Source organism: Alteromonas sp. (assembly GCF_984505615.1).
The window spans coordinates 84,047-109,012 of record NZ_CFHOXV010000004.1 but is presented as its reverse complement, the minus strand read 5'-3'; the positions used below and the strand labels follow the sequence as shown (position 1 = coordinate 109,012).

At 52.6% G+C, this 24,966-nt stretch carries 18 protein-coding genes; 17 read left to right on the top strand and 1 reads right to left on the bottom strand.

All coding sequences use genetic code 11. The features are described 5' to 3' along the window. Positions 1–130: 130 nt before the first annotated feature. From AC4PME_RS04645 to hutC, 13 genes are all read left to right on the top strand, one after another. Positions 131–2,836 (top strand): exo-rhamnogalacturonan lyase family protein, encoded by a 2,706-nt coding sequence (locus tag AC4PME_RS04645; protein WP_491045258.1) that lies wholly within the window; start codon positions 131–133, stop codon positions 2,834–2,836. A gap of 268 nt (positions 2,837–3,104) precedes the next feature. Then, the gene (bglB, locus tag AC4PME_RS04640; RefSeq protein WP_491045257.1) at positions 3,105–4,211 is read left to right on the top strand and encodes a beta-galactosidase BglB; all 1,107 of its coding nucleotides are present in this window, start codon (positions 3,105–3,107) and stop codon (positions 4,209–4,211) included. 26 nt (positions 4,212–4,237) lie between these two features. Continuing rightward, the gene (locus AC4PME_RS04635) at positions 4,238–5,785 is read left to right on the top strand and encodes an MFS transporter (RefSeq protein ID WP_491045256.1); all 1,548 of its coding nucleotides are present in this window, start codon (positions 4,238–4,240) and stop codon (positions 5,783–5,785) included. Next, entirely contained in the window at positions 5,778–7,115 is a 1,338-nt protein-coding gene (locus AC4PME_RS04630; RefSeq protein ID WP_491045255.1) for an oligogalacturonate lyase family protein, read from the top strand. The genes AC4PME_RS04635 and AC4PME_RS04630 overlap by 8 nt, the downstream gene beginning before the upstream one ends. 11 nt (positions 7,116–7,126) lie before the next feature. Further along, positions 7,127–7,888, top strand: a complete 762-nt coding sequence (locus AC4PME_RS04625) for a glucose 1-dehydrogenase (protein WP_491045254.1) — start codon at positions 7,127–7,129, stop codon at positions 7,886–7,888. Between the two features lie 76 nt (positions 7,889–7,964). Next, positions 7,965–8,738 (top strand): IclR family transcriptional regulator, encoded by a 774-nt coding sequence (locus tag AC4PME_RS04620; protein ID WP_119502766.1) that lies wholly within the window; start codon positions 7,965–7,967, stop codon positions 8,736–8,738. Between the two features lie 10 nt (positions 8,739–8,748). Next, entirely contained in the window at positions 8,749–9,756 is a 1,008-nt protein-coding gene (locus AC4PME_RS04615) for a sugar kinase (RefSeq protein ID WP_491045253.1), read from the top strand. Positions 9,757–9,807: 51 nt separating this feature from the next. After that, a complete protein-coding gene (locus AC4PME_RS04610) occupies positions 9,808–10,596 on the top strand; it encodes a DeoR/GlpR family DNA-binding transcription regulator (RefSeq protein WP_119502768.1) in 789 nt (262 codons plus the stop codon). A gap of 309 nt (positions 10,597–10,905) precedes the next feature. After that, positions 10,906–13,221 (top strand): TonB-dependent receptor, encoded by a 2,316-nt coding sequence (locus AC4PME_RS04605; protein WP_491045252.1) that lies wholly within the window; start codon positions 10,906–10,908, stop codon positions 13,219–13,221. A 64-nt stretch (positions 13,222–13,285) separates the two neighbouring features. After that, the gene (locus AC4PME_RS04600; RefSeq protein WP_491045251.1) at positions 13,286–13,555 is read left to right on the top strand and encodes a hypothetical protein; all 270 of its coding nucleotides are present in this window, start codon (positions 13,286–13,288) and stop codon (positions 13,553–13,555) included. 21 nt (positions 13,556–13,576) lie between these two features. Beyond that, positions 13,577–15,907, top strand: coding sequence for a M14 family metallopeptidase (locus tag AC4PME_RS04595; RefSeq protein ID WP_491045306.1), 2,331 nt, complete (start codon positions 13,577–13,579; stop codon positions 15,905–15,907). A gap of 115 nt (positions 15,908–16,022) precedes the next feature. Further along, positions 16,023–17,399, top strand: a complete 1,377-nt coding sequence (locus AC4PME_RS04590; protein ID WP_491045250.1) for a formimidoylglutamate deiminase — start codon at positions 16,023–16,025, stop codon at positions 17,397–17,399. After that, the gene (gene hutC, locus AC4PME_RS04585) at positions 17,399–18,136 is read left to right on the top strand and encodes a histidine utilization transcriptional repressor HutC (RefSeq protein WP_119502772.1); all 738 of its coding nucleotides are present in this window, start codon (positions 17,399–17,401) and stop codon (positions 18,134–18,136) included. The genes AC4PME_RS04590 and hutC overlap by 1 nt, the downstream gene beginning before the upstream one ends. A gap of 36 nt (positions 18,137–18,172) precedes the next feature. On the opposite strand, the gene AC4PME_RS04580 is transcribed toward hutC, so the two are convergent. After that, entirely contained in the window at positions 18,173–19,501 is a 1,329-nt protein-coding gene (locus AC4PME_RS04580; protein ID WP_491045249.1) for a Na+/H+ antiporter family protein, read from the bottom strand. A 202-nt stretch (positions 19,502–19,703) separates the two neighbouring features. On the opposite strand from AC4PME_RS04580, the gene hutI reads away from it, so the two are divergent. From hutI to hutU, 4 genes are read left to right on the top strand one after another with little or no spacing between them, the layout of a single operon-like run. Continuing rightward, positions 19,704–20,924 (top strand): imidazolonepropionase, encoded by a 1,221-nt coding sequence (gene hutI / locus AC4PME_RS04575; RefSeq protein WP_491045248.1) that lies wholly within the window; start codon positions 19,704–19,706, stop codon positions 20,922–20,924. Continuing rightward, on the top strand, positions 20,921–22,465 hold the full coding sequence (hutH, locus tag AC4PME_RS04570) for a histidine ammonia-lyase (RefSeq protein WP_491045247.1): 1,545 nt from the start codon (positions 20,921–20,923) through the stop codon (positions 22,463–22,465). The genes hutI and hutH overlap by 4 nt, the downstream gene beginning before the upstream one ends. After that, positions 22,462–23,262 (top strand): N-formylglutamate deformylase, encoded by an 801-nt coding sequence (gene hutG, locus AC4PME_RS04565; RefSeq protein ID WP_491045246.1) that lies wholly within the window; start codon positions 22,462–22,464, stop codon positions 23,260–23,262. Before hutH ends, hutG begins: the two co-directional genes overlap by 4 nt. 9 nt (positions 23,263–23,271) lie before the next feature. Continuing rightward, positions 23,272–24,927: a urocanate hydratase gene (gene hutU, locus AC4PME_RS04560; RefSeq protein WP_490709697.1), complete on the top strand. Its 1,656-nt coding sequence runs from the start codon at positions 23,272–23,274 to the stop codon at positions 24,925–24,927. Positions 24,928–24,966: the final 39 nt, after the last annotated feature.

Genomic DNA, 24,966 nt, shown 5'->3' with positions numbered 1-24,966 from the left:
CTCTTTGACGATTCACTGGCAATCACAACCGGTCAAATAGTGTTATTTTCGTTCTCGTATGATAGAAGTTAAACAAAGATTAACAAGCGGTTAATATTTTTAGTTTCAGATTTGGTATTAAAGGAATCTCATGGACAGACGGCAATTCATCGTTAACAGCAGTATGGCGGCGTCCGTACCTTTTGCATTGTCAGCAACAGGTTGTGCTTCAACGGTAGCGGGACAGGCAACAGGGCAACAGGCAATAAAGCCGGTAACACGACTGCCCGGTGCACTGAGCTGGCTGGAAGGAGAACAACCCGCTTATCAACCGGGCACAACGTTTGGCTATCCCTGGCCCCGCGGCGAATTACAAGTTGAAACGCCATTATCGCTGGTTCATGAGTCAGGCACGCAAATACCATTGCAATCATGGCCCACGGCTTACTGGCCCGATGGCTCGGTTAAGTGGACTGCTCATGCTATTCCGGCAGACGCCCGATGCGGTGATGCGTGTAAAATAGTGAAAGGTAAACCCGCCACGCCAGCTAAGGCGGTATCTGTTGATGAATCGAATCAGCACATCAATGTAAACACCGGTGTCATTCAGTTTTCTGTCCCCAAAAAAGGTTCGTCGTTAATCAGCACGCTCTCCCGCGATGGCAAGGTAACGGGGAAAGACGCCAAACTGGTGGGGATGCGCAAAGCTTCGCCTGATAACGACGCCACCAATGAGCATTTTGAATCTCAAATTCAACAGGTCGTTGTGGAACAAAGCGGTCCGGTGCGGGCGGTAATTAAAGTAACCGGCATAAACCGCACTGCATCACAGCGTGACTGGCTACCTTTCACGTTACGCATGTACGCTTATGCAGGCGGTGAAACCGTACAACTCACCCATTCATTTATCTTCGACGGAGATGCAGAATCCGACTTTATCAGTGGTTTAGGTCTCAGGTTTAAGGTGGTGCAAAGAGACGAGCTTTACAACCGCCACGTTCGCTTAGTGGGCGCAGACAACGGTTTATGGGGCGAGGCAGTAAGAGGCATCACCGGGCTGCGCCGTGACCCGGGTGAAGCGGTCCGGAAAGCACAAATTGAGGGTATAGCTCTGCCACCTGAGTCAGAGTGGGATGAACGGGTAACCAGCCGTTTGCATTACATTCCCGTGTGGAACGATGTCACGCTCACCCAGACAACGGCAAACGGTTTCGAAATCCGCAAACGTACGAAAGCCGGTCATGGCTGGATTGGTTCAGATCAGGGACATCGCGCCAGCGGCGCTGGCTACCTGGGAGGCGTGTCCGGCGGGATCCTGTTTGGTATGCGGGATTTCTGGCAATTGCACCCGGTGCAAATTGATTTACGGGACACCGGTCAGGATGAATCTTCTGCCACTATCTGGTTCTACTCTCCTGAAGCCCCCGCGATGGATTTACGTTTTTACCATGACGGCATGGGTCAGGATACCTACGACAAACAACTCGATGCCCTGAATATTATCTACGAAGACTACGAGCCCGGATTCGGCGACGCGCATGGTATTGCGCGCACCACAGAATTTACCCTGGCCGTAACCGGCAGTACGCCATCCCGCCAGCAAACCATTGACATAGCGGCGGCAATCCGCGAACCGGCCAGACTCATTGCCGCACCGCAGGACTACCTGGCAGCCAAAGTATTCGGCGGCTCCTGGAGCTTACCGGACTCATCAACCCCTGCCATGAAGAAGATTGAAGATCGCCTGGCCTGGCAAGTGGAATACTATGCCGGGCAAGTGGAGCAACGTCACTGGTACGGGTTCTGGAACTATGGCGACATTATGCATACCTACGACAGCGACCGGCATGTGTGGCGCTATGACATAGGCGGATATGCCTGGGATAACTCAGAGCTATCGCCAGACCTGTGGCTCTGGTACTCCTTCCTGCGCACCGGCGATCCCACCACCTTCCATCTGGCTGAACGAATGACCCGCCACAACCGCGATGTGGACATTTATCACGCTGGCCGGTTTAAAGGATTAGGCACCCGTCACAATGTGCAGCACTGGGGATGCAGTGCCAAGCAAATGCGGATCAGCACCGCGTCTTATCGCCGTTTTCATTATTTCATTACCGGCGATGACCGTACAGGTGACGTCCTCAGCGAAGTGACAGATGCAGATAAAGTGCTGGCCGTGCTCAACCCCACCCGCAAGGTAGAAAGAACCAATCCAATCCCCGGCCTGGCGAAAATGGGAGCCGGCACAGACTGGGGCTCTGCCGCCGCAAACTGGCTGACTGCCTGGGAGCGTACCGGCGATGATAAGTACCGAGCACGTCTTGCGGATGCCATGACAGTCATCGGCAATCACCCTCAGGGCTTTTTCGCCGGTGCATTTGGGTATGATCCTGAGAAACAGGCGTTAGTACCTTACCCTGAAGCTGACCCAACCCTGTCTCATTTAAGTTCAGTGTTCGGCCTCATCGAAATGTCCACAGAACTAAATCAGCTCATCGATATTCCGGCTTACCGGGAAGCCTGGCTTAAATACGGCCGGCTTTACAGCGCACCGGATGAAGAGCAGGAAGCTGCGCTGGGGAAAGTGATGCGCGGCAACAGTCTTACCGTGGCCCACTCGCGGTTAACCGCCTATGTGGCTGCGCAGGAAAATGATCCTGAACTGGCCAGACGGGCCTGGAAAGAATTCAGGCAGGAATGGGGTGGAGAGAAATCCATTGGCACAACCCGGGTAACGGGTCCTGATGTGCTAAACCCCGTTGATGAAGCCGCCTGGGTATCGACAAATGATGCCGCCCAGTGGGGCCTGGCCGCTATTCAGAATCTGGCGCTGGTGAAGTCAGCGCTGTCGTAGAATGACGCGCTTTCACCGGTAAAGCGCAACAGTGTGTGGAAAAGGTTTGTGTCAGTCAAACCTACCCTTCGGGCGGCAGTTTTGCCGCCCTTTTTTCAACGTCCTTCCTTTTTTGATTTCACTTCTCTGAACCCTCTGTTTCAAATGTGAAATTAATGTCACATATTTTAACATTTCGATGTTAAGCCAATGTAAATCGAGGTAACGTGATTGAAATTGATTATTTTGGTAACGCCGTTACCCGTTTGGTTTTAAAGAAGGACTTATCATGCCTGCATTAGTTAACGACATCGCGTATTCCACCGTCCGGCAGAACATAGACAAACTCATCGACAACCTGGTGAACATCACCGATGAAACCGGAGAATTCTTACTAAAGCTGGAAGACGGCAGAGTTATAGACACCAAAGGCTGGAATGACTGGGAATGGACCCACGGCATTGGTTTATATGGCTTGCTTAAATATTGGGATATCACCGGCGACGATAAGGCCCGTGAAATTATAGAAGACTGGTTTGCTAACCGCTTTGCGGAAGGTACTCCAACGAAAAACGTTAACACCATGTCGCCGTTCCTGACACTGGCATACATGCAGGAACGTACGGGCAACCGCAGCTATCTGCCGTATCTGGATGTGTGGGCCGAATGGATCATGGATGGTATTCCACGCACTGAAGAAAATGGTATTCAGCATATTGTTTTCAACTCGGTAAACTACCAGCAAATGTGGGATGACACGCTGATGATGAGTGTTATGCCGCTGGCAAAAATCGGCTTGCTACTCGACCGTCCTCACTATGTTGAAGAAGCTAAGCGCCAGTTTATGGTACACACCAAATACCTGGCTGATCGTAAAACCGGATTATGGTTCCACGGCTGGACATTCGACGGCCGTCACAACTTCGCTGATGCACTGTGGGCCCGTGGTAATTGCTGGGTCACCATTGCCATTCCTGAGTTTATAGAGCTGCTGGATCTCCCTGAAACCGATGCACTGCGATTGTTTTTGATTGAAACCCTGGAGGCCCAGGTTAAAGCACTGGTCGAAACACAGCATGAAAGCGGTTTGTGGCACACACTGCTGGATGACCCTACTTCTTACCTTGAAGCGTCTGCCGCTGCCGGTTTCGCATATGGCATCTTAAAAGCGGTACGCAAAGGCTACATCAGCGATAAATATCGTCCCTGTGCAGAAAAAGCCATTAAAGCCGTGCTTGAAAACATCGATGAAACCGGCGAATTACAGCAGGTCTCGTTTGGTACACCAGTGTTTGACACCCTGCAGGGCTACAAGGATATTCCGTTGACGTCGATGCCTTACGGCCAGTCCATGGCGATTCTGGCACTCGTTGAGTACATGAACGCATACATCTGATTGATTTAATCAAGGAGGAGCGCACCATGGCACGACGCGAACTCAAACCGGTAAACTACGTAGCATACGGCCTCAATGATATTCTCGGGGCCGGCTCCATGGCCGTGATCAGTGGCTGGATATTATTTTTCTATACCACATTCTGCGGCTTGTCAGCCGTTCAGGCCGCCAGTATTTTCGCCATCGCCCGTATACTCGATGCAGTGGCAAGCCCGCTTATTGGTCATATTTCTGATGGATTAGGCAATACTAAACTGGGGCGTCGTTTCGGACGCCGCCGGGTATTTCTTATCTTCTCCATTCCTCTGTTACCCAGCTTTGCATTGATGTGGGTGAGTGGTCAGCATTATCTGTATTACCTCGTGACGTATGTCTTTTTCGAGCTGGTCTACGCGGCGGTCATCATTCCTTATGAAACCCTTGCAGCAGAAATGACAGATGACTACAAGAAAAAAGCCAAACTGGCCGGTGCCCGCATTCTGACGGGTCAGGTGTCAGCCATCCTGGCCGGCATTTTGCCAAGCTGGATAGTCAGCGCAGTGGGTGGCAAAGAGTCAGCCTCCACCTTCTTAATCATGGGTGTCATTTTCTCCTTGCTGTTTATGGTGGTTGTGTTCACCGTATGGCTTTTCACCTGGGAACGGGACGTCAAGGAAGTCGGGGAACAGGAGTTGACCAAAGGCAAAGGCTGGACGGTTTCCGGCACGCTCAAAGCGCTGTACACCAACCTTACCTCTACCATGAAAATCCGTGCCTTCAGGCTGCACCTGGGTATGTATCTGGGTGGTTACATCAGTCAGGACGTATTTAATGCCGTGTTCACGTATTTCGTGGTGTTCGCTATAGGAGGTTCTGTGGTCATTGCATCAGAAATGATGGCCGTAACCTATGTTGCACAGCTCTTTGCCGTCGCAGTCGCGATCCCCATGGTGATGAAATTTGGTCCGGCCCCCAGTTACCGGGTTGCCATTTTACTTTACATCATTGCCATTGTGTCTCTGGTTGCCATGTATATCACCACCGATAACTTTAACTTCATGTGGCTGATGCTTGGCGTCATTGTTGCCGGATTAGGCCGGGGAGCACTGAATTACATTCCGTGGAACACTTACAATTACATGGCTGATGTGGACCAGATTGTGACCGCACGTCGCCGTGAGGGCAGCTTTGCCGGCGTGATGACCTTTATCCGTAAAGCAACCCAGGCCGTTGCAGTGATGTCTGTGGGTATTATTCTGGAAGCCGGCGGCTTTATTTCCGGTGCTGAAACCCAAAGCAGCCAGGCCATTTCCACCATCGTCCTGATGCTCGCCATTGGCCCGGTGTTGGTACTCATTTTCGGCTTTTGGGTCTCGACTAAATTTAAGTTATCCAAAGAAACCCACGAAGTGCTGATGAATGAAATTGAGCACTTAAAGCGCGGAGCAACCACACCGACAAGCGAAGAAAACAAAGCCATTGTCGAAGACTTATCAGGCTTCGCTTACCGCGACTTGTGGGGTAATAACACGGTTGGTATTGCACAGGACAACGGTTCGTCAGCGGGGAGTCGTCATGAAAATGCCAATGTGTAGAACATTGTTCACCGCAGCGGTTGCCCTGATGGCCGGGGCTTTGTCTCCGGCAGTCAATGCTGAAGACATTCCCAAATCATGGATTGATAAAGACACCGGCCACCGGGTAATACGCCTGTCAGAAGAACCCGGTTCCCGCTCGCTGTACTTTCATCAAAATGCCTACAGCGCAGATGGCAACAGCATGGTTATTTCGGTGGATAACCCCAGAGGGGTCGCCGTTGTTAATCTGAAAGACGGGACAGTTAAACGGCTGTTTGAAGACCCTGACGCGGGCATTTTGTTCATGGGCCCTGCCAGCCGTGATGTATATGTGACCCGTATAGAAGGTGCCGGAAGTGGTGAAGTCGTTGCCAAAAATGAGCTGCAACAGCCCACAGAAGTTCTGGCTATCAATATAGACAATGGCCGGGTCCGGCATGTTGCCACCGTACCGCGGGGAAAAATTCATTCCATCAATAAGGATGAAAGCCTGCTCATCGGTGCATTTGCAGAGCGCGAATACAGCATTGAATCCGGTCCCCGCCACGCCCGTTTCGAAGCACGCTATGAAGCGACCGGTAAAGATGGCAAACCGCTGACCTTTGCAGAAGCCAAAGAAGTGCGCATTAACGAGCGGCTGGAAGCACGTATTCCCATGGAAATGTTTGTGGTGGATACCCAAACCGGCGAACAACGAACTATTCACAAAGCGACTGACTGGCTGAATCACATTCAGTTCTCCCCCGCTGACCCGGACAAAATCATGTTTTGCCATGAAGGCCCCTGGCATAAAGTGGATCGCATCTGGACGATGAATGTGGATGGCAGCCATATTCAAAAAATGCACTCCCGCAGCATGAACATGGAAATTGCCGGTCATGAATTCTTTGACCACAGCGGCAGCCGTATTTTCTACGACTTACAAACGCCCCGCGGGGAAGTGTTCTGGTTAGCCAGTGTCGATCTTTCCTCAGGAGAGCGTATCTGGCGACACATGCCAAGGGATTACTGGTCAGTGCATTTCAACATTTCTCCCGACGGCAAGCTGTTTGCCGGTGACGGTGGCGATGAAGAAATGGTTGCCAGAGCCAAAGACGGCAAATGGATTTATCTGTTCAGAGATGAGCCAATAAACGATGTGGCCGGGATCAGTGCCCCTGATGCAGCGTTATTGATTAAACCGGCAACCTTACAGGCAGAGCGTCTGGTCAATATGGCTGACCACGACTACCGCCTCGAACCTAACGTTACCTTTACCCCTGATAACAAGTGGGTGGTCTTCCGTTCCAATATGCATGGCCCGGTGCACGTTTACGCCGTAGAAGTGGCCAGAGCACACCAACCTTAAGGAAACCGGTTATGTCTGTTTCATTTGATTTAACGAACAAAACAGCCCTGGTGACAGGCGCGAGCCGTGGCATAGGCCAGGCCCTCGCCACCGGGCTTGCCAGTGCAGGCGCCAGAGTGATCTGTGCCAGCAGCCGCGCCGGCGGATGTGACGATACTGTTGCCCAAATCCGCGATAACGGTGGCGAAGCCACCGCATTGTCAGCCAATTTAAGTGACGCTGATGCAACACTGGCCCTCGCTGAAGAAGCGTTATCTGTGTATGGCGACGTGGATATTCTGCTCAATAACGGCGGAACGATTTTCCGGGCACCGGCAACTGATTTTCCGCTGGATAAGTGGCAGGAAGTGATGCGGGTGAATATTGATTCTGCATTTATTTTGTCGCAGGCCATCGGCAAAACCATGGTAGAGCGCCAGTCGGGGAAAATTATCAACATTGCATCGATGCTGAGCTACAGCGGAGGCATTACGGTTCCCGCCTATACCGCCAGCAAACACGCCATTGCCGGTTTAACCAAAGCGCTGGCCAATGAATGGGGCGCGCATAATGTGCAGGTTAATGCCATTGCACCGGGCTACATCCGTACCGACAATACTCAGGCCCTGCAGGATGACGAAAACCGCAGCACTGAAATTCTTAAGCGTATTCCTGCTAACCGCTGGGGCGAGGCGCAGGACTTACAGGGGGCAGCCGTTTTTCTTGCCAGCGCAGCAAGCAATTACATCAACGGACACATTCTGGCCGTGGATGGCGGCTTCTTAGCCCGGTAACTCGTACCGGGCGGGATTGGCAGTTCCCTTCCGGCAGCGGATAAAGGTTAGCTACATAGCAAAAAAGGACACAGTTATGACAGAACGATATTTGATACCCAGTGTGGTGCATGCCTGCGAAGTTTTCCGCTTGCTGGCCAGCAGAGATCGCGGCATGACCATGCAGGAACTGGAAGCTGCACTGGACCTGCCGCGAACCACGGTTTTCCGTTTACTCCGTACGCTGGTCGCCGAAGAGATGCTGGAAAAGCGCGGCAAAATTTACTTCTGTGGTGCCAATCTGATGCAGTTGGGTCTGCAAATCATTCACTCAGATCGTATGCAGCAAATGGCCATTCCCCATATTCAGCGTCTGGCTCTGCGTACCGGTCATACTGCGCATCTGGCTGTACCGAATCACGGTAAAGCGCTGATCGTCGAAGTGTTCGACAGCCCGAATCCGTTGATGGTATCCAAGCGCCCGGGGGTAGAAGCCCAAATGCACTGCTCTTCAACAGGAAAGGTGTTTCTGGCGTTTTTGTATTACGACAATCTGGAACTGTTGCTGGCCGAACACCCTATGGAACAGCATACGCCGTTTACTATCACTAACATCGCCGATTTGCGCAAAGAACTTAACCGGGTACGGGCATTAGGCTATGCCGTTGACGAAAGAGAATATAACAAGGACGTACGTTGTGTTGCTGTACCTGTGCGCAATAGCCTGGGCACCGTAGTGGCATCGGTGGGTATCACCGCACCGGCCGCTGTATTTCCCAAAACCGCCGTGCCTAAAGTGGCTGAAATGGTTAAAGAAGCAGCCAGAGGCATCTATAAAGATGCCTATCAGCTTGAACGGGTAAGCAATTAGGTCAGAGCCTGTGACAGCAGATACGCTTTTTACCACAACCACCCCGCACTGCCTGCTTGCCGGCGAAGTGATGGTGGAATTATCCCGCGCGGAACCCGGATTGTTCAGGCAGAGTTTTGCCGGCGATGTTTACAACACGGCGGTATATCTCAAGCGCTGCCTGCCCGCCTGCGAGGTGAGCATGCTCACCGCTGTGGGGCGGGATCCCTTTAGCATGGCAATGAAACAGGCCATGGGTGATGAAGGCATCAACACCGGCTTCATACTCACCCACACCGAAAAGGGGCCGGGACTCTACGCCATTCATACCGACGCCAGCGGAGAAAGAAGCTTTCAGTACTGGCGCAATGACGCGGCAGCAAGGGAGTGGGTAACGCTGTGGCAGCAAACCCTCACCGGCTCAGAACCATCACCTTTACCGCAGGCAGATTTAATTTATCTGAGCGGAATTACACTGGCGGTGCTGGATGAAACCCAACGGGCTTTATTGTTCGACTGGCTGCATCAGGCAAGAGAAAGCGGCACCAGAGTAGCATTCGATCCTAACTACCGGCCGCAACTGTGGGCATCTGTTGATGAAGCCGCAGTATGGACCCGACGGGCTTACCGTATTGCTGATATCGCCTTTCCCGGCATGGATGAACACAAACTGCTTTTCGGTCACAAAGACTGTTTTGATGTGATGGATATTGTAGCTGGCTGGGGCGTGAAAGAAGTTGTTGCGAAGAACGGAACCGACCAGATACGCGTGCTGTTTAATGAAACTATGGTGACCATTCCCGTGACACCGGTAGCCCATGTTGTCGATACCACCTCGGCGGGTGACGGATTTACCGGCGGCTATCTGGCAGCACGCCTCGACGGAAAAAGCGTACGTCAGGCCGCGCAGCAGGGGGCTGACGTGGCGGCCACCATTATCCGGTTTCCGGGAGCCATAGTGCCGGAACCCGCTTTCACAGAGGCTTTAAACCGGCTCCGCGACACAGAAACTACTGCCCGTCCGGAAACGGCAGGATAAACCGGGGTTCGTAGCCCCTTCGTTATTTACGGAAAAATAAGAAGACCGCACATGCTTGAAAAACAACGGCATCAACTGATCATCAGTGCCCTGGATGAAACCGAATTTCTCAGTGTGAAAGATCTCTGCTCACAGTTAAAATCGTCAGAAGCCACCATCCGCAGGGATTTAGTCAAGCTGGCGGCACTGGATAAAATTCGCAAAATTCGTGGCGGTGCGCAGGTAAAAGAGAATGCGGTACGGGATAGCAAACCCGGGCTATCTGCCAGCATTTTTGCGCAGGACAGAAGCCGTAATGCGAACACTAAGCGGATGATTGCCAAAGCAGCCACCCAGCTCGTTCAGGACGGTGAAGCCATCATTATAAACGGTGGTACATCGACGTTCATGATGGCCGAGTTCCTGGCGGACAGAAAACTGAACATCCTGACTAACTCATTCATTCTTGCCCACGAACTGCTGGAAAGCAGCCAGAATCAGGTTGCCCTGCCCGGCGGACAGGTTTACCGCCACCAGAGTATTATTCTCAGCTCGTTTGAAAACGATACGACGCAAAAATACCGGGGCAGTATGATGTTCATGGGGTCACCGGGCGTCAGCGAATTTGGCATCATGGAAACCGACCCGCTGCTGATCCTCGCAGAACAGAAGCTTCGCAAACGGGCTGACAAACTGGTGGTACTGGCTGACAGCACCAAAATCGGTGTGAAAGGCAACCTCCTTTTCTGTGGTCTGGAGGAAGTAGACATTGTAATCACCGACAGCCAGGCTAACCCTGAAGCCGTGCAACGTATCAGGCAGCATGGCGTGGATGTCATGATTGTTGAGGCGTGTGGTTAGTACCGCGCCTCCGTGTTTTCCCGCCGCAAGCCCCTCCGCCCAACATTAGTGCAAGTTGCACTCTCCAAGCTCAACATTCAGCTAAATAGCATATTTATTCACCAGAAATTATCTTGTATATATCTATAAAAACTGAAAGCCCCGCTGCACTTTAACTGAAATATTAGTAAAGCCATCCTCATAAATACGAAATTCAACGCGATAAACAGGATACTCACACTATACAAAAGTATCAAAGGCAGACTTATTGCACCCGCAATCCTTAAATGTATATACCTATTAAAATACTACCTGCATAAGGATGCGATAATGAAAGCCACACACACTGCTTCTCTTTCTCCGCTTTTCAAACGTTCCGCACTGTGCTTTTTCGTCACTGCGGCGATGACTTCCGGTGCTGCATTTGCTCAGGAACCGGCAAATGCCACAACACCGGCCAGTCAGTCAGATTCTGACCTGCTGGAGCGTATAGAGGTTACCGCCACCCGCCGCACCACCACACTGCAGGAAACGCCGGTGGCGATATCCGCATTGTCAGGCAAAACGTTGAAGCGCACGGGGATCACCAGTGTGAGCGAGTTCACGAAGATGGTGCCGGGAATGCGTATTGAGGAAAGCAGCCCCGGTAATCAGCGTATCAGTTTACGTGGCGTAACAGCACCGGGCGAAGGAACGGTGGGTATTTACTATGATGAAACGCCGCTGAGTGGCTCAGTGGGGGTTAGCAGCAATGCCGGAGGCCGCCCTCCGATGGCGTCATTATTCGACGTAAACCGTGTTGAAGTGGTTCGCGGACCACAAGGCACATTGTACGGCGCAGGCTCAATGGGTGGTGCTATCCGTACTATCTTTAACAAGCCCATTGATGATTTCGAAGGCGCGGTAGAGTTATCAACCGGTACCATTGAGCATGGTGGCACAACGTCATCAGTTGATGCCATGGTGAACGTGCCGCTGATCGAAGGTGTACTGGATGCCCGTGTGGTCGGTTTCAAGAAATCCAGTGACGGTTATGTCGATAACACGTTTCTTGGCATCGAAGACACCAATGATTACGACAAAGAAGGGGGGCGTATCATGTTGCGGTACACCCCAAGTGAAGATATCACGCTGGACGCCATGTACCTGATGGACTCCACAGAAGCCGGTAACGGCCAGTGGCATCCCACAGTTGGTGAATTTGAATCGGTATCACAAATCAACCAGCCTTTTGAAGATACAACTAAGTTATACAGCGCCACGCTGAACTGGGAGATGGATTTTGCCACGCTTACTGCCACTACCGGCTATTTTAAGCGCTGGACTGAGTTCAACATGGACGACAGTTATTACATCGACACCTACCTCACAGAAGACCGCTGTCAGTCGCGCTGGAACGACGGTACGGCCTGTGATGAAGCGACCCTGACGGAATACTACGATTACGTCAACGGGCTGACGCCGGCAGTGTTGCAGCACAAAGGGTATATGACCAACAAGACCCACGAAATCCGGCTGACTTCAAATATGGAAACCGCCATTGACTGGACCGTCGGTGCCTTCTATCAGAAACGGAATGACTACGTACAATCTCAGGATGGCGCAGCTGACGCTGCAACCGGCGAGCTGATCGAGCCGATGGAGCTGTTCTACCGCCGGTATATTCTGGATGATCTTGAGCAAAAAGCGGTGTTTGGCGAGGTCACCTGGCATACGACAGACAAGCTGGCACTGACCGTGGGTACCCGCTGGTTTGATTACGCCAAAGTCGTCACCGGTGAAACCACTGATGCATGGGAACTGATCAACGCGTTTGAGAAGCCCCGCACGTCGCAGGAATTTTCCGAAAGTGACTTTATGTTCAAATTTAACGCGGCGTGGGAAGTTGATGCTGACATGATGGTCTATGCCACTGCAGCAGAAGGGTTTCGTCCCGGCGGTGCGAATAACGTCATCGGACTGGAAGAAATGCTTACCGGCTATCAGTCAGATTCTTTGTGGAACTATGAAGCCGGTTTCAAAAGCTCCTGGCTAGACCGCGATGTGCAATTTAATGCTGCGGCTTACCTGATTGACTGGGAAAACATGCAGGTGCGCGGGCGGACGACAGACGGCGCGTTCTCCTTCTTATCCAATGCAGGGACAGCGCAAATCACCGGCCTTGAGCTGGAAAGTGGCTGGCGCGTAACAGATGACTTCCTGCTTACCGGAAATATGAATTTCCTGAGTGCTGAGTTAACCGCCGATCAGGTCAGCGATGTGATTTTAGCGCCGGGTCAGGATGGTGACCGTATTCCTTACATACCTGAAGTAACCGCTATGATTGCAGCGACATGGACGCTGCCGGCCCTGATTGACGGCTTCGACGGTTCGGTCCGTGCCGATGCCAATTATGTGGGCTCTTCCTACTCTGAACTGCGACCCGACGACACCTATTATCTGAAGCTCGACAGCTACACCCTGGCAAATGTCCGCTTCAATCTGGATAACTACGACAACGGCTGGGGTTTATCGCTGTACGTGAACAACCTGTTCGACAAGAACGCCATAACCTATATCAGTGGCAGTTCATCATATCCCAATGTGTTTGCCAGTAGCGCTCAACCCAGAACAGTTGGTATAACCGTACGTAAAGACTTCTTCTGACGGACACTCAGGCAATGGCACTACAGTGCGGTTGCCGGATAACAACATTAAAAAAGGAACAAATATGACTATTTCCAACGGGGCGTTTTTCACAGCAAAGCCCGTTAAATCCTTTAGAAAGCTGGCTCTGGGTTTGATGATCAGTGGCCTGCTTGGTACCTCTGCGCCGGTACTGGCACAAAACCATACCATACCGGCTCCGGTTGATGTACTGGGGCACGCCCCGGGTGATGATTTTTATCTGGCGAATTACGAAGATTCGCTGAAGTATTTTCATGCGCTGGCAGACAGCACGGATAAAATGCAGATGTTTACGGCGGGTAAAACCACGTAAGGTAAAACCTTCGAATACGCCATCATCTCCACACCGGAAAACCTGGCGAAGTGGGAAGAGTATAAAGCCATTTCCCGCAGACTGGCTGACTCCAGGGATCTGACGGATGAGGAAGCCCGGAAACTGGCTGCCACGTCAAAAATTATCGTTCATATTGATGGCGGCATGCACGCCTCTGAAGTGGCTGACCATCAGCTCCCTATCAAACTGGCTCATACCATGGTGACTTCGGACGACCCGAAAATCAGCCGTATCCTTGATGATGTGATTCTGGTTTTATGGCCAACCCTGAACCCGGACGGACAGGACATGGTGGTTGACTGGTATCGTCAGAACACCGGAACAGAGCACGAAACCAGCCCCATGCCGTGGCTGTATCAGGAGTACGTCGGCCACGACAACAACCGTGACGGCTATATGCTGAATATGACAGAAAGCCGCTCTGTCACCGCTCAGGTTCAGGAGAATGCGCCGGCGATTTTCTATTCCCAGCACCAGAAAGCGCCCTTCCCTGCCCGGATTTGGGTACCGCCGTTTTCAGATCCTATCTCAGAAAATATCGACCCGCTGGTACGACACTGGACCAGCCTGATTGGCATGCACATGATTGGCGAGTTCGAGCACCAGCAGTTACCGGGAGCTATCGCGCAGGCCCGGTTTGATAACTGGTTCCCGGGCTTTCTGGATTACACCCACGCCTTCCGCCACACTATTTCCTATTTCACGGAAACGGCTCTTCACCTTTACGCCACGCCCTGGGAATACGATGCCAAAGACTTTCCGGATAACCGCAAGGATCTGAAGCCTCAGGTGATGTATCCGTCTCCGTGGAAAGGCGGCAAATGGACGCTGGGTGATGCCGTACACTATATGGAAGTGGCTTCGATCTCTACGCTGGATACTGCATCACGCTACCGCGAGCAAATCTTGTATGACCGATATCAGTCAGGTCGCGATACCGTCGCCCGTTTTAAAGAAGAAGGGCCTTTTGCCTGGATAATTCCGGCTCAGCAACACGATTTATCAGAGGCCAGTGAACTGGTTGAAGTTATGCTGCGCCAGCAGATTGAAGTGTATCAGGTTAGTAAATCCGCTACATTCGGCGACACCAAAGTCGCTGCAGGCAGCTGGGTTATTCCCATGGACCAGCCGTTCGCCGGACTGGTACAGGAGTTGTTTGAACGTCAAACGTATCCCGCCACTTTTGTTGATAAAGACGGCCTTCCGGAAAATCTGCCCTACGATGCCACAGGCTGGACTTTACCCCTGCAAATGGGTGTGGATACAGTAGCGCTGACATCCAAACTGTCTGACCGCGACAAGAAGAAACTGAAAGCTGTTACATCAGTAGATCTGCCCTCCGGTGTTGAAGGCCGCGGTAATGTATTTGTTGCTCCTCAGAATCAGAATGCCAGCTTCGCCCTGATTAATGCAGCCCTTGCAAAAGGTGCTTCGGTAAGCCGCGGAATACATGACGAGAAACCCGCATTCTTTATTTCAGGGATAGACAAAGACAGCGCTGAAGCGCTGGCCACAGCCCACGATGTTACTCTGCAAGGCACTTCCCGCGTACCTGAAAATGCGCAGGCAGTAGAAACAGCGAGAGTTGGACTCTACCGTCCGTGGAAACCATCTATGGATGAAGGCTGGACCCGCTGGATTTTTGAGCAGTACGGTTACAACCCGGTTACCCTGTACAACGACGATATGAAAGCCGGAGATTTACTGTCGAAAATTGATGTCCTGGTACTGCCGGACATCGATTTAAGCTGGATCACCGAAGGCTTCAGTGCGCCTAAGAGCGACAGCTGGTATAACCGTACAGGTGGTGCCACAGAGGATCCTGTACCGGCAAAATATGCCGGAGGCATTGGTTCAGAAGGTGCACAGGCATTACGGGATTTTGTTGCCCGTGGCGGTAAACTCATTGCCTTCAACCAGGCGTCTGATGCCGCTATCAGCTTACTGGGACTGCCGGTAAAAAATGTCCTCGCCGGTGTGGGCAGCGACGTTTTCTACTGTGCCGGTGCGCTGGTACAAACCGAACTGAACAAAGAAGCTGACAGTGCAGCCACACTGGGTCTGCCGGATGACCCGGTAGTGATGTTCTCTCACGGTCCTGCCTTTGATACATTACCCGGCTTTGACGGCACCATATTGTCTTCCTATCCTGAAGAAGGTGACGTATTGCTGAGCGGTGTGTTGCTGCACCCCGAAGCTATCAATGGCAAAGCGGCTGCTATGGAAGTGAATTACGGTGACGGCGAAGTGTATCTGCTGGGCTTCCAGCCTCAATGGCGCGCCCAGTCACACGGCACGTACAAGTTTATCTTCAACAACCTGTACAAGTAACGCCACAACACATAACTATGCAACCGGCTCTGTCAACGACTGAGCCGTTATTTTTGTTCCCTTTCTCAAATTATGTCTATACAATAAATTTATCACCCCCCGAATGGTAGCTACCATGACATCACAAACTGCTTCGCTTTCTGACTATACCCTTTTCGCCCGTCATGTTTTGCTCCCTGACGGCTGGCATCAGGATCAGCGCATCAGTATTGCTGGCGGAAAAATAAGTCATATCACAACGGCAAGCCCTGAACCTTCAGATCGAGTGATTGATGTGCTGCTTCCCGGCATGCCGGACCTGCACAGTCACGCGTTTCAAAGAGGGATGGCAGGGCTTGCAGAAGTGAAAGGACCCGGCGCAGATTCGTTCTGGACCTGGCGGCAGGTCATGTACCGCTTTCTAGAAAAACTCACACCGGACGACCTTACTGCAATTGCTACCCTTGCATACATCGAAATGCTGGAGAGCGGGTTTACCCGTGTGGGCGAATTTCATTACCTTCACCATGCCCCTGATGGTAAACCGTACAGCCAGCCCGCCGCCATGAGTGATGCCATCATCGATGCTGCAATCAGTACCGGCATCAACCTCACAATGCTTCCGGTTTTCTATGCACACAGTGGTTTCGGCGGTCAGGCACCGGAAGCCGCACAGCAACGGTTCATTCACAGCACTGACGACTTCGGTAAACTCTATGAACATATTGAACGCCGGCTGCTGACTACAGACGGTGCCGTAACCGGCGTAGCCCCTCACAGCTTACGGGCGGTGACCGGAGAAGAGCTGCAGTTTTTAACATCGCTGGGGAACGGACCGGTTCACATTCATATTGCAGAGCAAATGAAAGAGGTGAACAGTTGTCTGGCCCATTACGGCGCCCGTCCCGTTCAGTGGTTGCTGGACAATCAGCCCGTGAATGCGCGCTGGTGTCTGGTGCATGCTACTCACCTGGATGAGGCCGAAATTTCCGGTATTGCCCGTTCACAGGCTGTCGCCGGGTTGTGCCCTGTTACCGAAGCCAATCTGGGTGACGGCCTGTTTCCGCTTACCCCGTTCCTGGAGGCCGGCGGCCGCATTGGTGTGGGTTCAGACTCCAACGTAAAAATTGATGCACCGGAGGAGTTACGCCTGCTGGAATATGGTCAGCGCCTGCAACTGCAAAACCGGAATGTGAGCCAGCGTCATGCAGGTGAACGCTGTGGTCAGTCTTTGTGGCAACAAAGCGTTGCCGGGGGCGCTCAGGCACTGGGCGTAGCTCCCGGATTGCAACCCGGCGCCTGTGCCGATATGGTTTCTTTGAAAATCAGCGGGTTACCCGATATGCTAAGGTCTCACGATAATATTATCGAGCAACTGGTTTTCTGTCACAATAAAGACCTGATTGACTGTGTGTGGGTAAATGGCCGGCTTACAGTAAAAGAAGGCCGTCATGCCGGCAGAGAACACGCGCAACGCGCCTTCATTAAGACCATTAACAGAGTATTTCAGTAATGCCGCCAGAACCGCAGGAAAAAGGGGTCAAAGATACACTGCACCAGACAATCTGCAACGACATTCGTCAGCAGATCTTGTCGGGCACCTGGCCTCCGGGTTACAAAATTCCTTTTGAGCATGAGCTTGTTGAGAACTACGGGTGCTCCCGTATGACGGTAAACAAAGCCATTACCTCTCTGGTAGATGAAGGATTGATTCACCGCCGCCGTCGCGCCGGCTCTTTTGTGGCGCGTCCGAAAATTCAGTCTGTCATTGTGGATATTCCTGATATACAAACTGAAATCGCTAACCGGGGGCAGCCATACGGCTTCTCTCTGTTATCACGGCGCAAACGCACCGCGCAAAAACGGAAAACGGAAGAACTGGAACTGGGTGCTGACAATCCGTTACTGGAATTACGTTGTCTGCACCTGGCAAGTAACCGGCCCTTTGCACTGGAAATGCGTCTCATCAACCTGAATGCCGTTCCGGAGGCTGAAGGCATCACGTTTGAGGATGTGTCGCCGGGTCACTGGCTGCTCGAACATGTAGCCTGGAGTAAAGCCCAGCACCGTATCTCTGCCATTTCAGCCAATGCAGAACAGGCTGAAGCGCTGGGTATTGAAGAAGGTACAGCATGCCTGTTGCTGGAGCGTCAGACATGGCGTGGCGGCGAAGGGATCACCTACGTAAGGCAGTTATTTCCGGGCGATGCCTATAATCTTCTCGCCCGTTTCTCACCCGCTTTCGGTTAACCGCAGCCTCGCTTTTATGAAGGCTGCGGCTTCCGGCTATAACAACATGGCAGCAACCCAACCGCCTGCCAGCAAGGATAAATTGTAGTGTAAGAAGGTAGGTACAACCGTGTCCCAGATATGGTTGTGCTGACCGTCTGCATTGAGTCCGGCAGTGGGTCCCAAAGTGGAATCTGAAGCCGGAGAGCCCGCATCGCCCAGTGCACCTGCCGTTCCCACCAGCGTGACAATGGCCAGCGGACTAAAACCCAGTTGCAATGCCAGCGGCACAAAAATCGCGGCGATAATCGGGACAGTGGAAAAAGAAGAACCCACGCCAAGGGTGATTACCAGACCCACCAGTAACATCATCAGCGCGCCTAACGCCTTGCTGTTATCAATCAACGCCGCACTGGTATCGACCAGAGACTGAATATCTCCGGTTGCACGCATCACTGCCGCGAACCCTGATGCTGTGATCATGATAAAGCCCACGTTGGCCATCATCTTCATGCCTTCAACAAAAACATCGTCGGCCTGCTTCCAGCGGATAACCCCGCTGATACTGAAGATCACAAAGCCCACCAGTGCACCCAGCACCATAGAGTCAAACATCAGTTGCACCACAAATGCAGTAATCACAGCAACACCTGACACCGCCAGTGACCGGCCACTGTATTTCACCTCTGTATGCTCAGCCCGTTTCAGCTTTTTGTCACTGTATTCCCGCGGTTTGCGGTAGCTGATAAACACAGCAACCAGTAAACCGGCCAGCATACCAAGGGCAGGCAATGCCATGGCACGGATGACAGATACACCGGACACATCAGCGCCGCTTTCCTGCAGATTTACCAGCAGAATGTCATTCAGATAAATGGAACCGAACCCCACCGGCAGAAACATGTACGGGGTGATCAAACCAAACGTCAGCACGCAGGCAATGGCCCGGCGGTCCAGCTTCAGCTTTTGCGTGACCAGCAGCAGAGGCGGTACCAGCAAAGGAATAAAGGCAATATGAATAGGAATGAGGTTTTGCGAGCATACCGCCATCACTAACAAAGCAGCCATTACGCCATAACGGATATTCCGTGCCAGCGCGGGATTTTCACCCTGCTTCTTATCAAGTTTTTTCAGTACCTGCCCGGCCAGCAGATCAGGAATACCCGAGCGGGAAATTGCCACCGCAAAGGCCCCCAGAAAAGCATACGACAGTGCCACCGTCGCGCCTGCACCCAGTCCGCTGTTGAAGTTATTCAGCGTACCCAAGGTACCCAGACCACTGAGCAGGCCACCTGCAAACGTCGCGATAATAAGCGCTATAACTACGTGCACCCGCGCCAGACTTAGCGCCAGCATTATGCACACCGCAATCAACACTGAATTCATGCTTACCTCTTATGTCTATACTTATACTAATGATGACAGGCAATTTTATTTTTATTGTTCTGTTATATCGGGGGCTGGCAATAAATACAAGACGCAACATAGATATTGCGATGAAATGGATAAATATTTGGATTTATATGACTATACATATTAAAAATTGTTGGCTATATTAAATTGAAATAGCGTCCACAGAGACAAGCGCATGAAGCAACAAGCTGAAAAGATTTGGGTGAATGCAAGGCTGGTAACCATGGCCGATCCCGCCGCCCCTCTGGCGATAACAGATTACGGTGCCGTCGCGATGGCTGATGGCAAAATTCTGGCCGCCGGTCCTGCTGCCGCCGTCACTGCGCAGTATCAGTCTGAACAGGTGATTGACTTACAGGGCTTGCTGGTGACACCCGGCCTCATCGACTGTCACACCCATCTGGTGTATGCAGGCAGCCGTGCCAACGAATTTGAAGCCAGGCTGGAAGGGACCAGTTACGCTGACATCGCCGCACAAGGTGGCGGCATTATGTCTACGCTCACCTCAACCCGCGCCGCATCAGAACAAACCCTGCTGGATGAAACCCTGCCTCGGCTCGACAGTCTGCTCGCACAGGGTGTGACGACGGTAGAGGTAAAATCCGGTTACGGACAGGATATTGAATCTGAACTTAAGCAGTTACGGGTTGCACGGTCACTGGCGCAGCACCGTTCAGTGTCAGTCTCCCCCACACTGCTGGCAGCGCATGTGGTACCGCCGGAATTTAAAGGCAGCGCTGACGACTATGTATCGTATGTGTGTGAACAGTTGATACCGGCTGCTCTGGCAGATGGCAAGATTGATGCAGTGGACGCATTTTGTGAGCACATTGCCTTTACGCCACAGCAAACCAGCCAGATTTTCGACACTGCCAGACAAGCCGGACTCAAGGTAAAACTTCATGCCGGACAACTGTCAGATAATGGCAGCGTGTCGCTGGCAGCAAACTACCAGGCACTGTCTGCCGATCACATTGAATTTGCCACTGCGAAAGACGTGGAAGCCATGGCCGCTTCCGGCACCGTAGCAGTGCTGCTGCCGGGCGCCTTTTACTGTTTGAGAGAAACACAGAAGCCACCGGTTGAATTACTCAGACAACACAATGTTCCGATGGCTGTTGCTACAGATGCCAATCCCGGTACATCGCCGGTAACGTCACCACTACTTATCATGAACATGGCCTGTACTCTTTTCGGACTTACCGTTGCTGAAGCATTCAGTGGTATGACACTTCATGCAGCCGCTGCACTGGGTCAGCAATCTCACACCGGCAGTCTGGAAGCCGGAAAGTACTGCGACCTTGCCTGCTGGGACGCACCGTCACCGGCACACCTTATTTATCAAATCGGACTTAATCCCTTACGTCGCCGAATCTTCAGAGGACTGGAAAAATGACAACAATAATAATGCAACCTGGTCAGGTATCACTTAAAGACTGGCGTACGATTTACGAAGGCGCACCGGCTGTTCTGCACGAAGATGCTTTACCCCGGGTGATTGCTTCAGAACAGGCAGTGCAGCGCATTATCGCCCGCAACAAACCGGTATACGGTATTAATACCGGCTTCGGAAAACTGGCGAATGTGCGTATTCCTGATGATCAACTGGCACAACTGCAGCACAACATCGTCATTTCTCATGCTGCCGGTGTGGGTGAGCCGGCTCCGGTTAACGTTATCCGTTTGATGATGGCGCTTAAACTGGCCAGCCTGGGACACGGCGCATCCGGTGTGAAGCTGGAAACGGTTAAACTGCTGGAGGCTTTCCTCAATGAAGGGATCACCCCGGTTGTACCGGAAAAAGGCTCAGTCGGGGCATCCGGCGATCTTGCGCCTTTATCTCATATGACTATGGCACTTATTGGACTGGGCGATGTGCTGGTTGACGGTAAACAAATACCTGCCGCTGACGCCATGGCTAAAGCTTCACTCACTCCGCTCAGCCTGGGACCGAAGGAAGGTCTGGCGCTCCTCAACGGTACCCAATACTCTACGGCTCAGGCCCTTGCAGGGCTGTTCGCCGCACAACATGGCTTCGCCAGCGCACTTATTACCGGTGCCATGTCTACCGATGCAGCCAAAGGCTCAACCGCCCCGATGGATCCACGCATTCACGCCTTGCGTGGTCATCAGGGTCAAATCACCGTAGCCGCAGCGCTGCGTGAGCTGCTGGAAGGCAGTACAATCCGCGACTCTCATCTGCAATGCGAGAAAGTGCAGGACCCTTACTGCCTGCGCTGTCAGCCACAGGTCATGGGTGCCGCTTTTGACTTACTGAATCAGGCCGCCGCCACCCTGCTTACTGAAGCTAATGGTGTGTCAGATAATCCCCTTATTTTCAGTGATACGGATGAAGCCCTGTCAGGAGGAAATTTTCACGCCGAACCGGTTGCCTTTGCAGCCGACATGATTGCCATGGCCGTGTGCGAAATCGGTTCACTGAGCGAGCGGCGCATTGCCATGCTGGTTGACCCTGCGTTATCAGGCTTGCCGGCATTTTTGACGCCCCGTCCGGGCCTGAATTCCGGCTTTATGATCCCGCAGGTTACGGCAGCAGCCCTGGTATCTGAAAACAAACAACAGGCATTCCCGGCCAGTGTAGACTCCATTCCCACCAGCGCGAATCAGGAAGACCACGTTTCAATGGCCGCGCACGGTGCACGCAGACTGGCTGGTATGAACACCAATCTGCAGCATATTCTGGCCATAGAATTGTTGATCGCCGTGCAGGGCATCGATTTGCATGGTGACATGAAAACCAGTCCTCATCTGGAAACCGTCAGACAAACCCTGCGCAGTGAAGTCCCTATGTTGCAGGATGACCGCTACATGGCAAAAGACATGGCTGCCGCCTTTGCGCTTATATCAGGTCCAGGCCTTACGGGACCGGTCGCAGAGATTTTTAACCCGGCGCAGTCCGGCGGAGCGTCAGCATGAGTACTGACTGGCTGGAGATCAGCGAGGGCAATACGCCCCTTGTGCTGAGTATCCCTCATACCGGGCTGACCATACCGGATGAAATAGCACAACAGCTGCAATGCGATAAAGAAACGGCACTGGCTGATACCGACTGGTGGGTAGACAAGCTATACAGTTTCGCGCCTGAACTCGGTATTACCGTGGTGCGCAGCCATATCTCCCGCACGGTCATCGATTTAAACCGGGACCCGTCCGGCGTATCGCTTTATCCGGGCCAGACCACCACACAACTTTGCCCGCAGGAACGTTTCGACGGCGTACCATTTTATGCCGCACCGCTTTCTGAAGAAGAAACGGAATACCGCAAAGCCACGTGGTTTATGCCCTATCACAACGCACTGTCCCACCAGCTGAACCGGCTTAAGCGTCAGCACGGGCAGGTCGTCCTGTTTGATGCCCATTCCATCCGCTCGCTGTGCCCCCGTTTATTTGAAGGCGAATTACCGGGCCTGAATCTGGGGACAAACACAGATAAAAGTTGCCACAGCGACTACGCCACCATCGCATTTTCTGCGCTGCAAAGCAGCGTTCATTCTGCGGTAAGCAATGGTCGCTTCAAAGGCGGCTGGATCACACGTCACTACGGTAATCCGGAGCAAGGTATTCATGCATTGCAACTGGAAATTGCCCAGCGCTGCTACCTGCGTGAGCCGGCAGAACCCGGCCGGCCGGAATACGATGCGGCTTATGCTGCTCCGCTTCAAAACGAATTAAAACAGTTACTCTCCCGGCTGATTGACCGGGCAAAATCCTGAGGAAAGATCATGACAACATCCCGAGTAATCCGTGCCCCGAGAGGCAGTGAACTGAACGCTAAAAGCTGGCTGACCGAAGCGCCCCTGCGTATGTTGATGAACAACCTGGACCCGGAAGTGGCAGAGCGTCCCGAAGATCTGGTGGTTTACGGCGGTATCGGTAAAGCAGCCAGAAACTGGGAATGCTTCGACAAGATTGTCGATACGCTTAAAAACCTGAATGACGATGAAACCCTGCTGGTGCAGTCAGGGAAGCCGGTGGGAGTGTTCCCCACCCACGAAAATGCACCACGGGTACTGATTGCCAATTCCAATCTTGTTCCCCACTGGGCGAACTGGGACACGTTTAACGAGCTCGATAAAAAAGGCCTCATGATGTATGGCCAGATGACTGCCGGTTCATGGATTTACATCGGCTCTCAGGGCATTGTTCAGGGCACCTATGAAACCTTCGTCGAAGCCGGCCGCCAGCATTTCAACGGTAACCTGGCAGGACGCTGGATCCTGACTGCCGGACTGGGCGGTATGGGCGGAGCACAGCCTTTAGCGGCCACCATGGCCGGCGCCTCCATGCTCGCTATTGAGTGCGATGCTACCCGCATTGATATGCGCCTGCGCACCCGCTATCTGGACGAAAAGGCAGAGACACTGGATGAAGCGCTGGCCATCCTTGAGCGGGCAAAAGAAAACGGTAAACCGGTATCGGTAGGCCTGTTAGGAAATGCAGCGGAAATACTGCCGGAAATGGTTAAGCGTGGCATTAAGCCGGATATGGTTACCGACCAGACATCAGCCCACGACCCGGTTAACGGCTACCTGCCTGCGGGATGGACGCTGGAAGAATGGCGTGAGAAACGGGTGAGCGACCCGGCAGCAGTGACTGCAGCAGCGAAAGTGTCCATGGCGGAACATGTGAAAGCGATGCTGGCCTTTGATGATATGGGCATCCCCACCTTTGATTATGGGAATAACATTCGTCAGGTGGCTTTGCAGGAAGGTGTAACCAATGCCTTTAACTTCCCGGGGTTTGTACCCGCTTATATTCGTCCGCGCTTTTGTGAAGGTGTAGGACCATTCCGCTGGGTTGCCCTGTCAGGCGACCCGGAAGATATTTACAAAACCGATGCCAAAGTAAAGGAGTTGCTGCCTGATGACGCTTCATTGCACAACTGGCTGGACATGGCGCAGGAGCGGATCAGCTTCCAGGGGTTACCTGCACGCATTTGCTGGGTGGGTCTTGGCGACCGTCACCGTCTCGGACTGGCGTTCAACGAAATGTACCGTAACGGCGAACTGAAAGCGCCGGTGGTTATTGGCCGTGATCACCTGGACAGCGGTTCTGTGTCGAGCCCGAACCGTGAAACCGAAGCCATGATGGACGGTTCGGATGCGGTTTCCGACTGGCCGCTGCTCAATGCCATGCTGAATACAGCGGGCGGTGCCACCTGGGTATCACTGCATCATGGTGGTGGTGTGGGCATGGGTTTCAGCCAGCATTCAGGTGTTGTGATTGTGTGTGACGGTACTGAAGAAGCTGACAAGCGCATTGGCCGTGTACTCTGGAATGACCCGGCCACCGGCGTGATGCGTCATGCTGATGCAGGTTACGAACTGGCACAGAAATGTGCGCAGAAACACGACCTGAATCTGCCCATGCTTAAATAACCGTCAAGCCTTCCGTAGTTCGGAAGGCTAATTTTACAG

Coding starts and splice junctions, on each gene's coding strand:
- AC4PME_RS04630 (WP_491045255.1), top strand. CDS start 5,778: ATGTGTAGAACATTGTTCACCGCAGCGGTTGCCCTGATGGCCGGGGCT.
- AC4PME_RS04635 (WP_491045256.1), top strand. CDS start 4,238: ATGGCACGACGCGAACTCAAACCGGTAAACTACGTAGCATACGGCCTC.
- AC4PME_RS04590 (WP_491045250.1), top strand. CDS start 16,023: ATGACATCACAAACTGCTTCGCTTTCTGACTATACCCTTTTCGCCCGT.
- AC4PME_RS04600 (WP_491045251.1), top strand. CDS start 13,286: ATGACTATTTCCAACGGGGCGTTTTTCACAGCAAAGCCCGTTAAATCC.
- AC4PME_RS04625 (WP_491045254.1), top strand. CDS start 7,127: ATGTCTGTTTCATTTGATTTAACGAACAAAACAGCCCTGGTGACAGGC.
- hutG (WP_491045246.1), top strand. CDS start 22,462: ATGAGTACTGACTGGCTGGAGATCAGCGAGGGCAATACGCCCCTTGTG.
- AC4PME_RS04610 (WP_119502768.1), top strand. CDS start 9,808: ATGCTTGAAAAACAACGGCATCAACTGATCATCAGTGCCCTGGATGAA.
- AC4PME_RS04620 (WP_119502766.1), top strand. CDS start 7,965: ATGACAGAACGATATTTGATACCCAGTGTGGTGCATGCCTGCGAAGTT.
- hutI (WP_491045248.1), top strand. CDS start 19,704: ATGAAGCAACAAGCTGAAAAGATTTGGGTGAATGCAAGGCTGGTAACC.
- hutU (WP_490709697.1), top strand. CDS start 23,272: ATGACAACATCCCGAGTAATCCGTGCCCCGAGAGGCAGTGAACTGAAC.
- bglB (WP_491045257.1), top strand. CDS start 3,105: ATGCCTGCATTAGTTAACGACATCGCGTATTCCACCGTCCGGCAGAAC.
- hutH (WP_491045247.1), top strand. CDS start 20,921: ATGACAACAATAATAATGCAACCTGGTCAGGTATCACTTAAAGACTGG.
- AC4PME_RS04605 (WP_491045252.1), top strand. CDS start 10,906: ATGAAAGCCACACACACTGCTTCTCTTTCTCCGCTTTTCAAACGTTCC.
- AC4PME_RS04645 (WP_491045258.1), top strand. CDS start 131: ATGGACAGACGGCAATTCATCGTTAACAGCAGTATGGCGGCGTCCGTA.
- AC4PME_RS04580 (WP_491045249.1), bottom strand. CDS start 19,501: ATGAATTCAGTGTTGATTGCGGTGTGCATAATGCTGGCGCTAAGTCTG.
- hutC (WP_119502772.1), top strand. CDS start 17,399: ATGCCGCCAGAACCGCAGGAAAAAGGGGTCAAAGATACACTGCACCAG.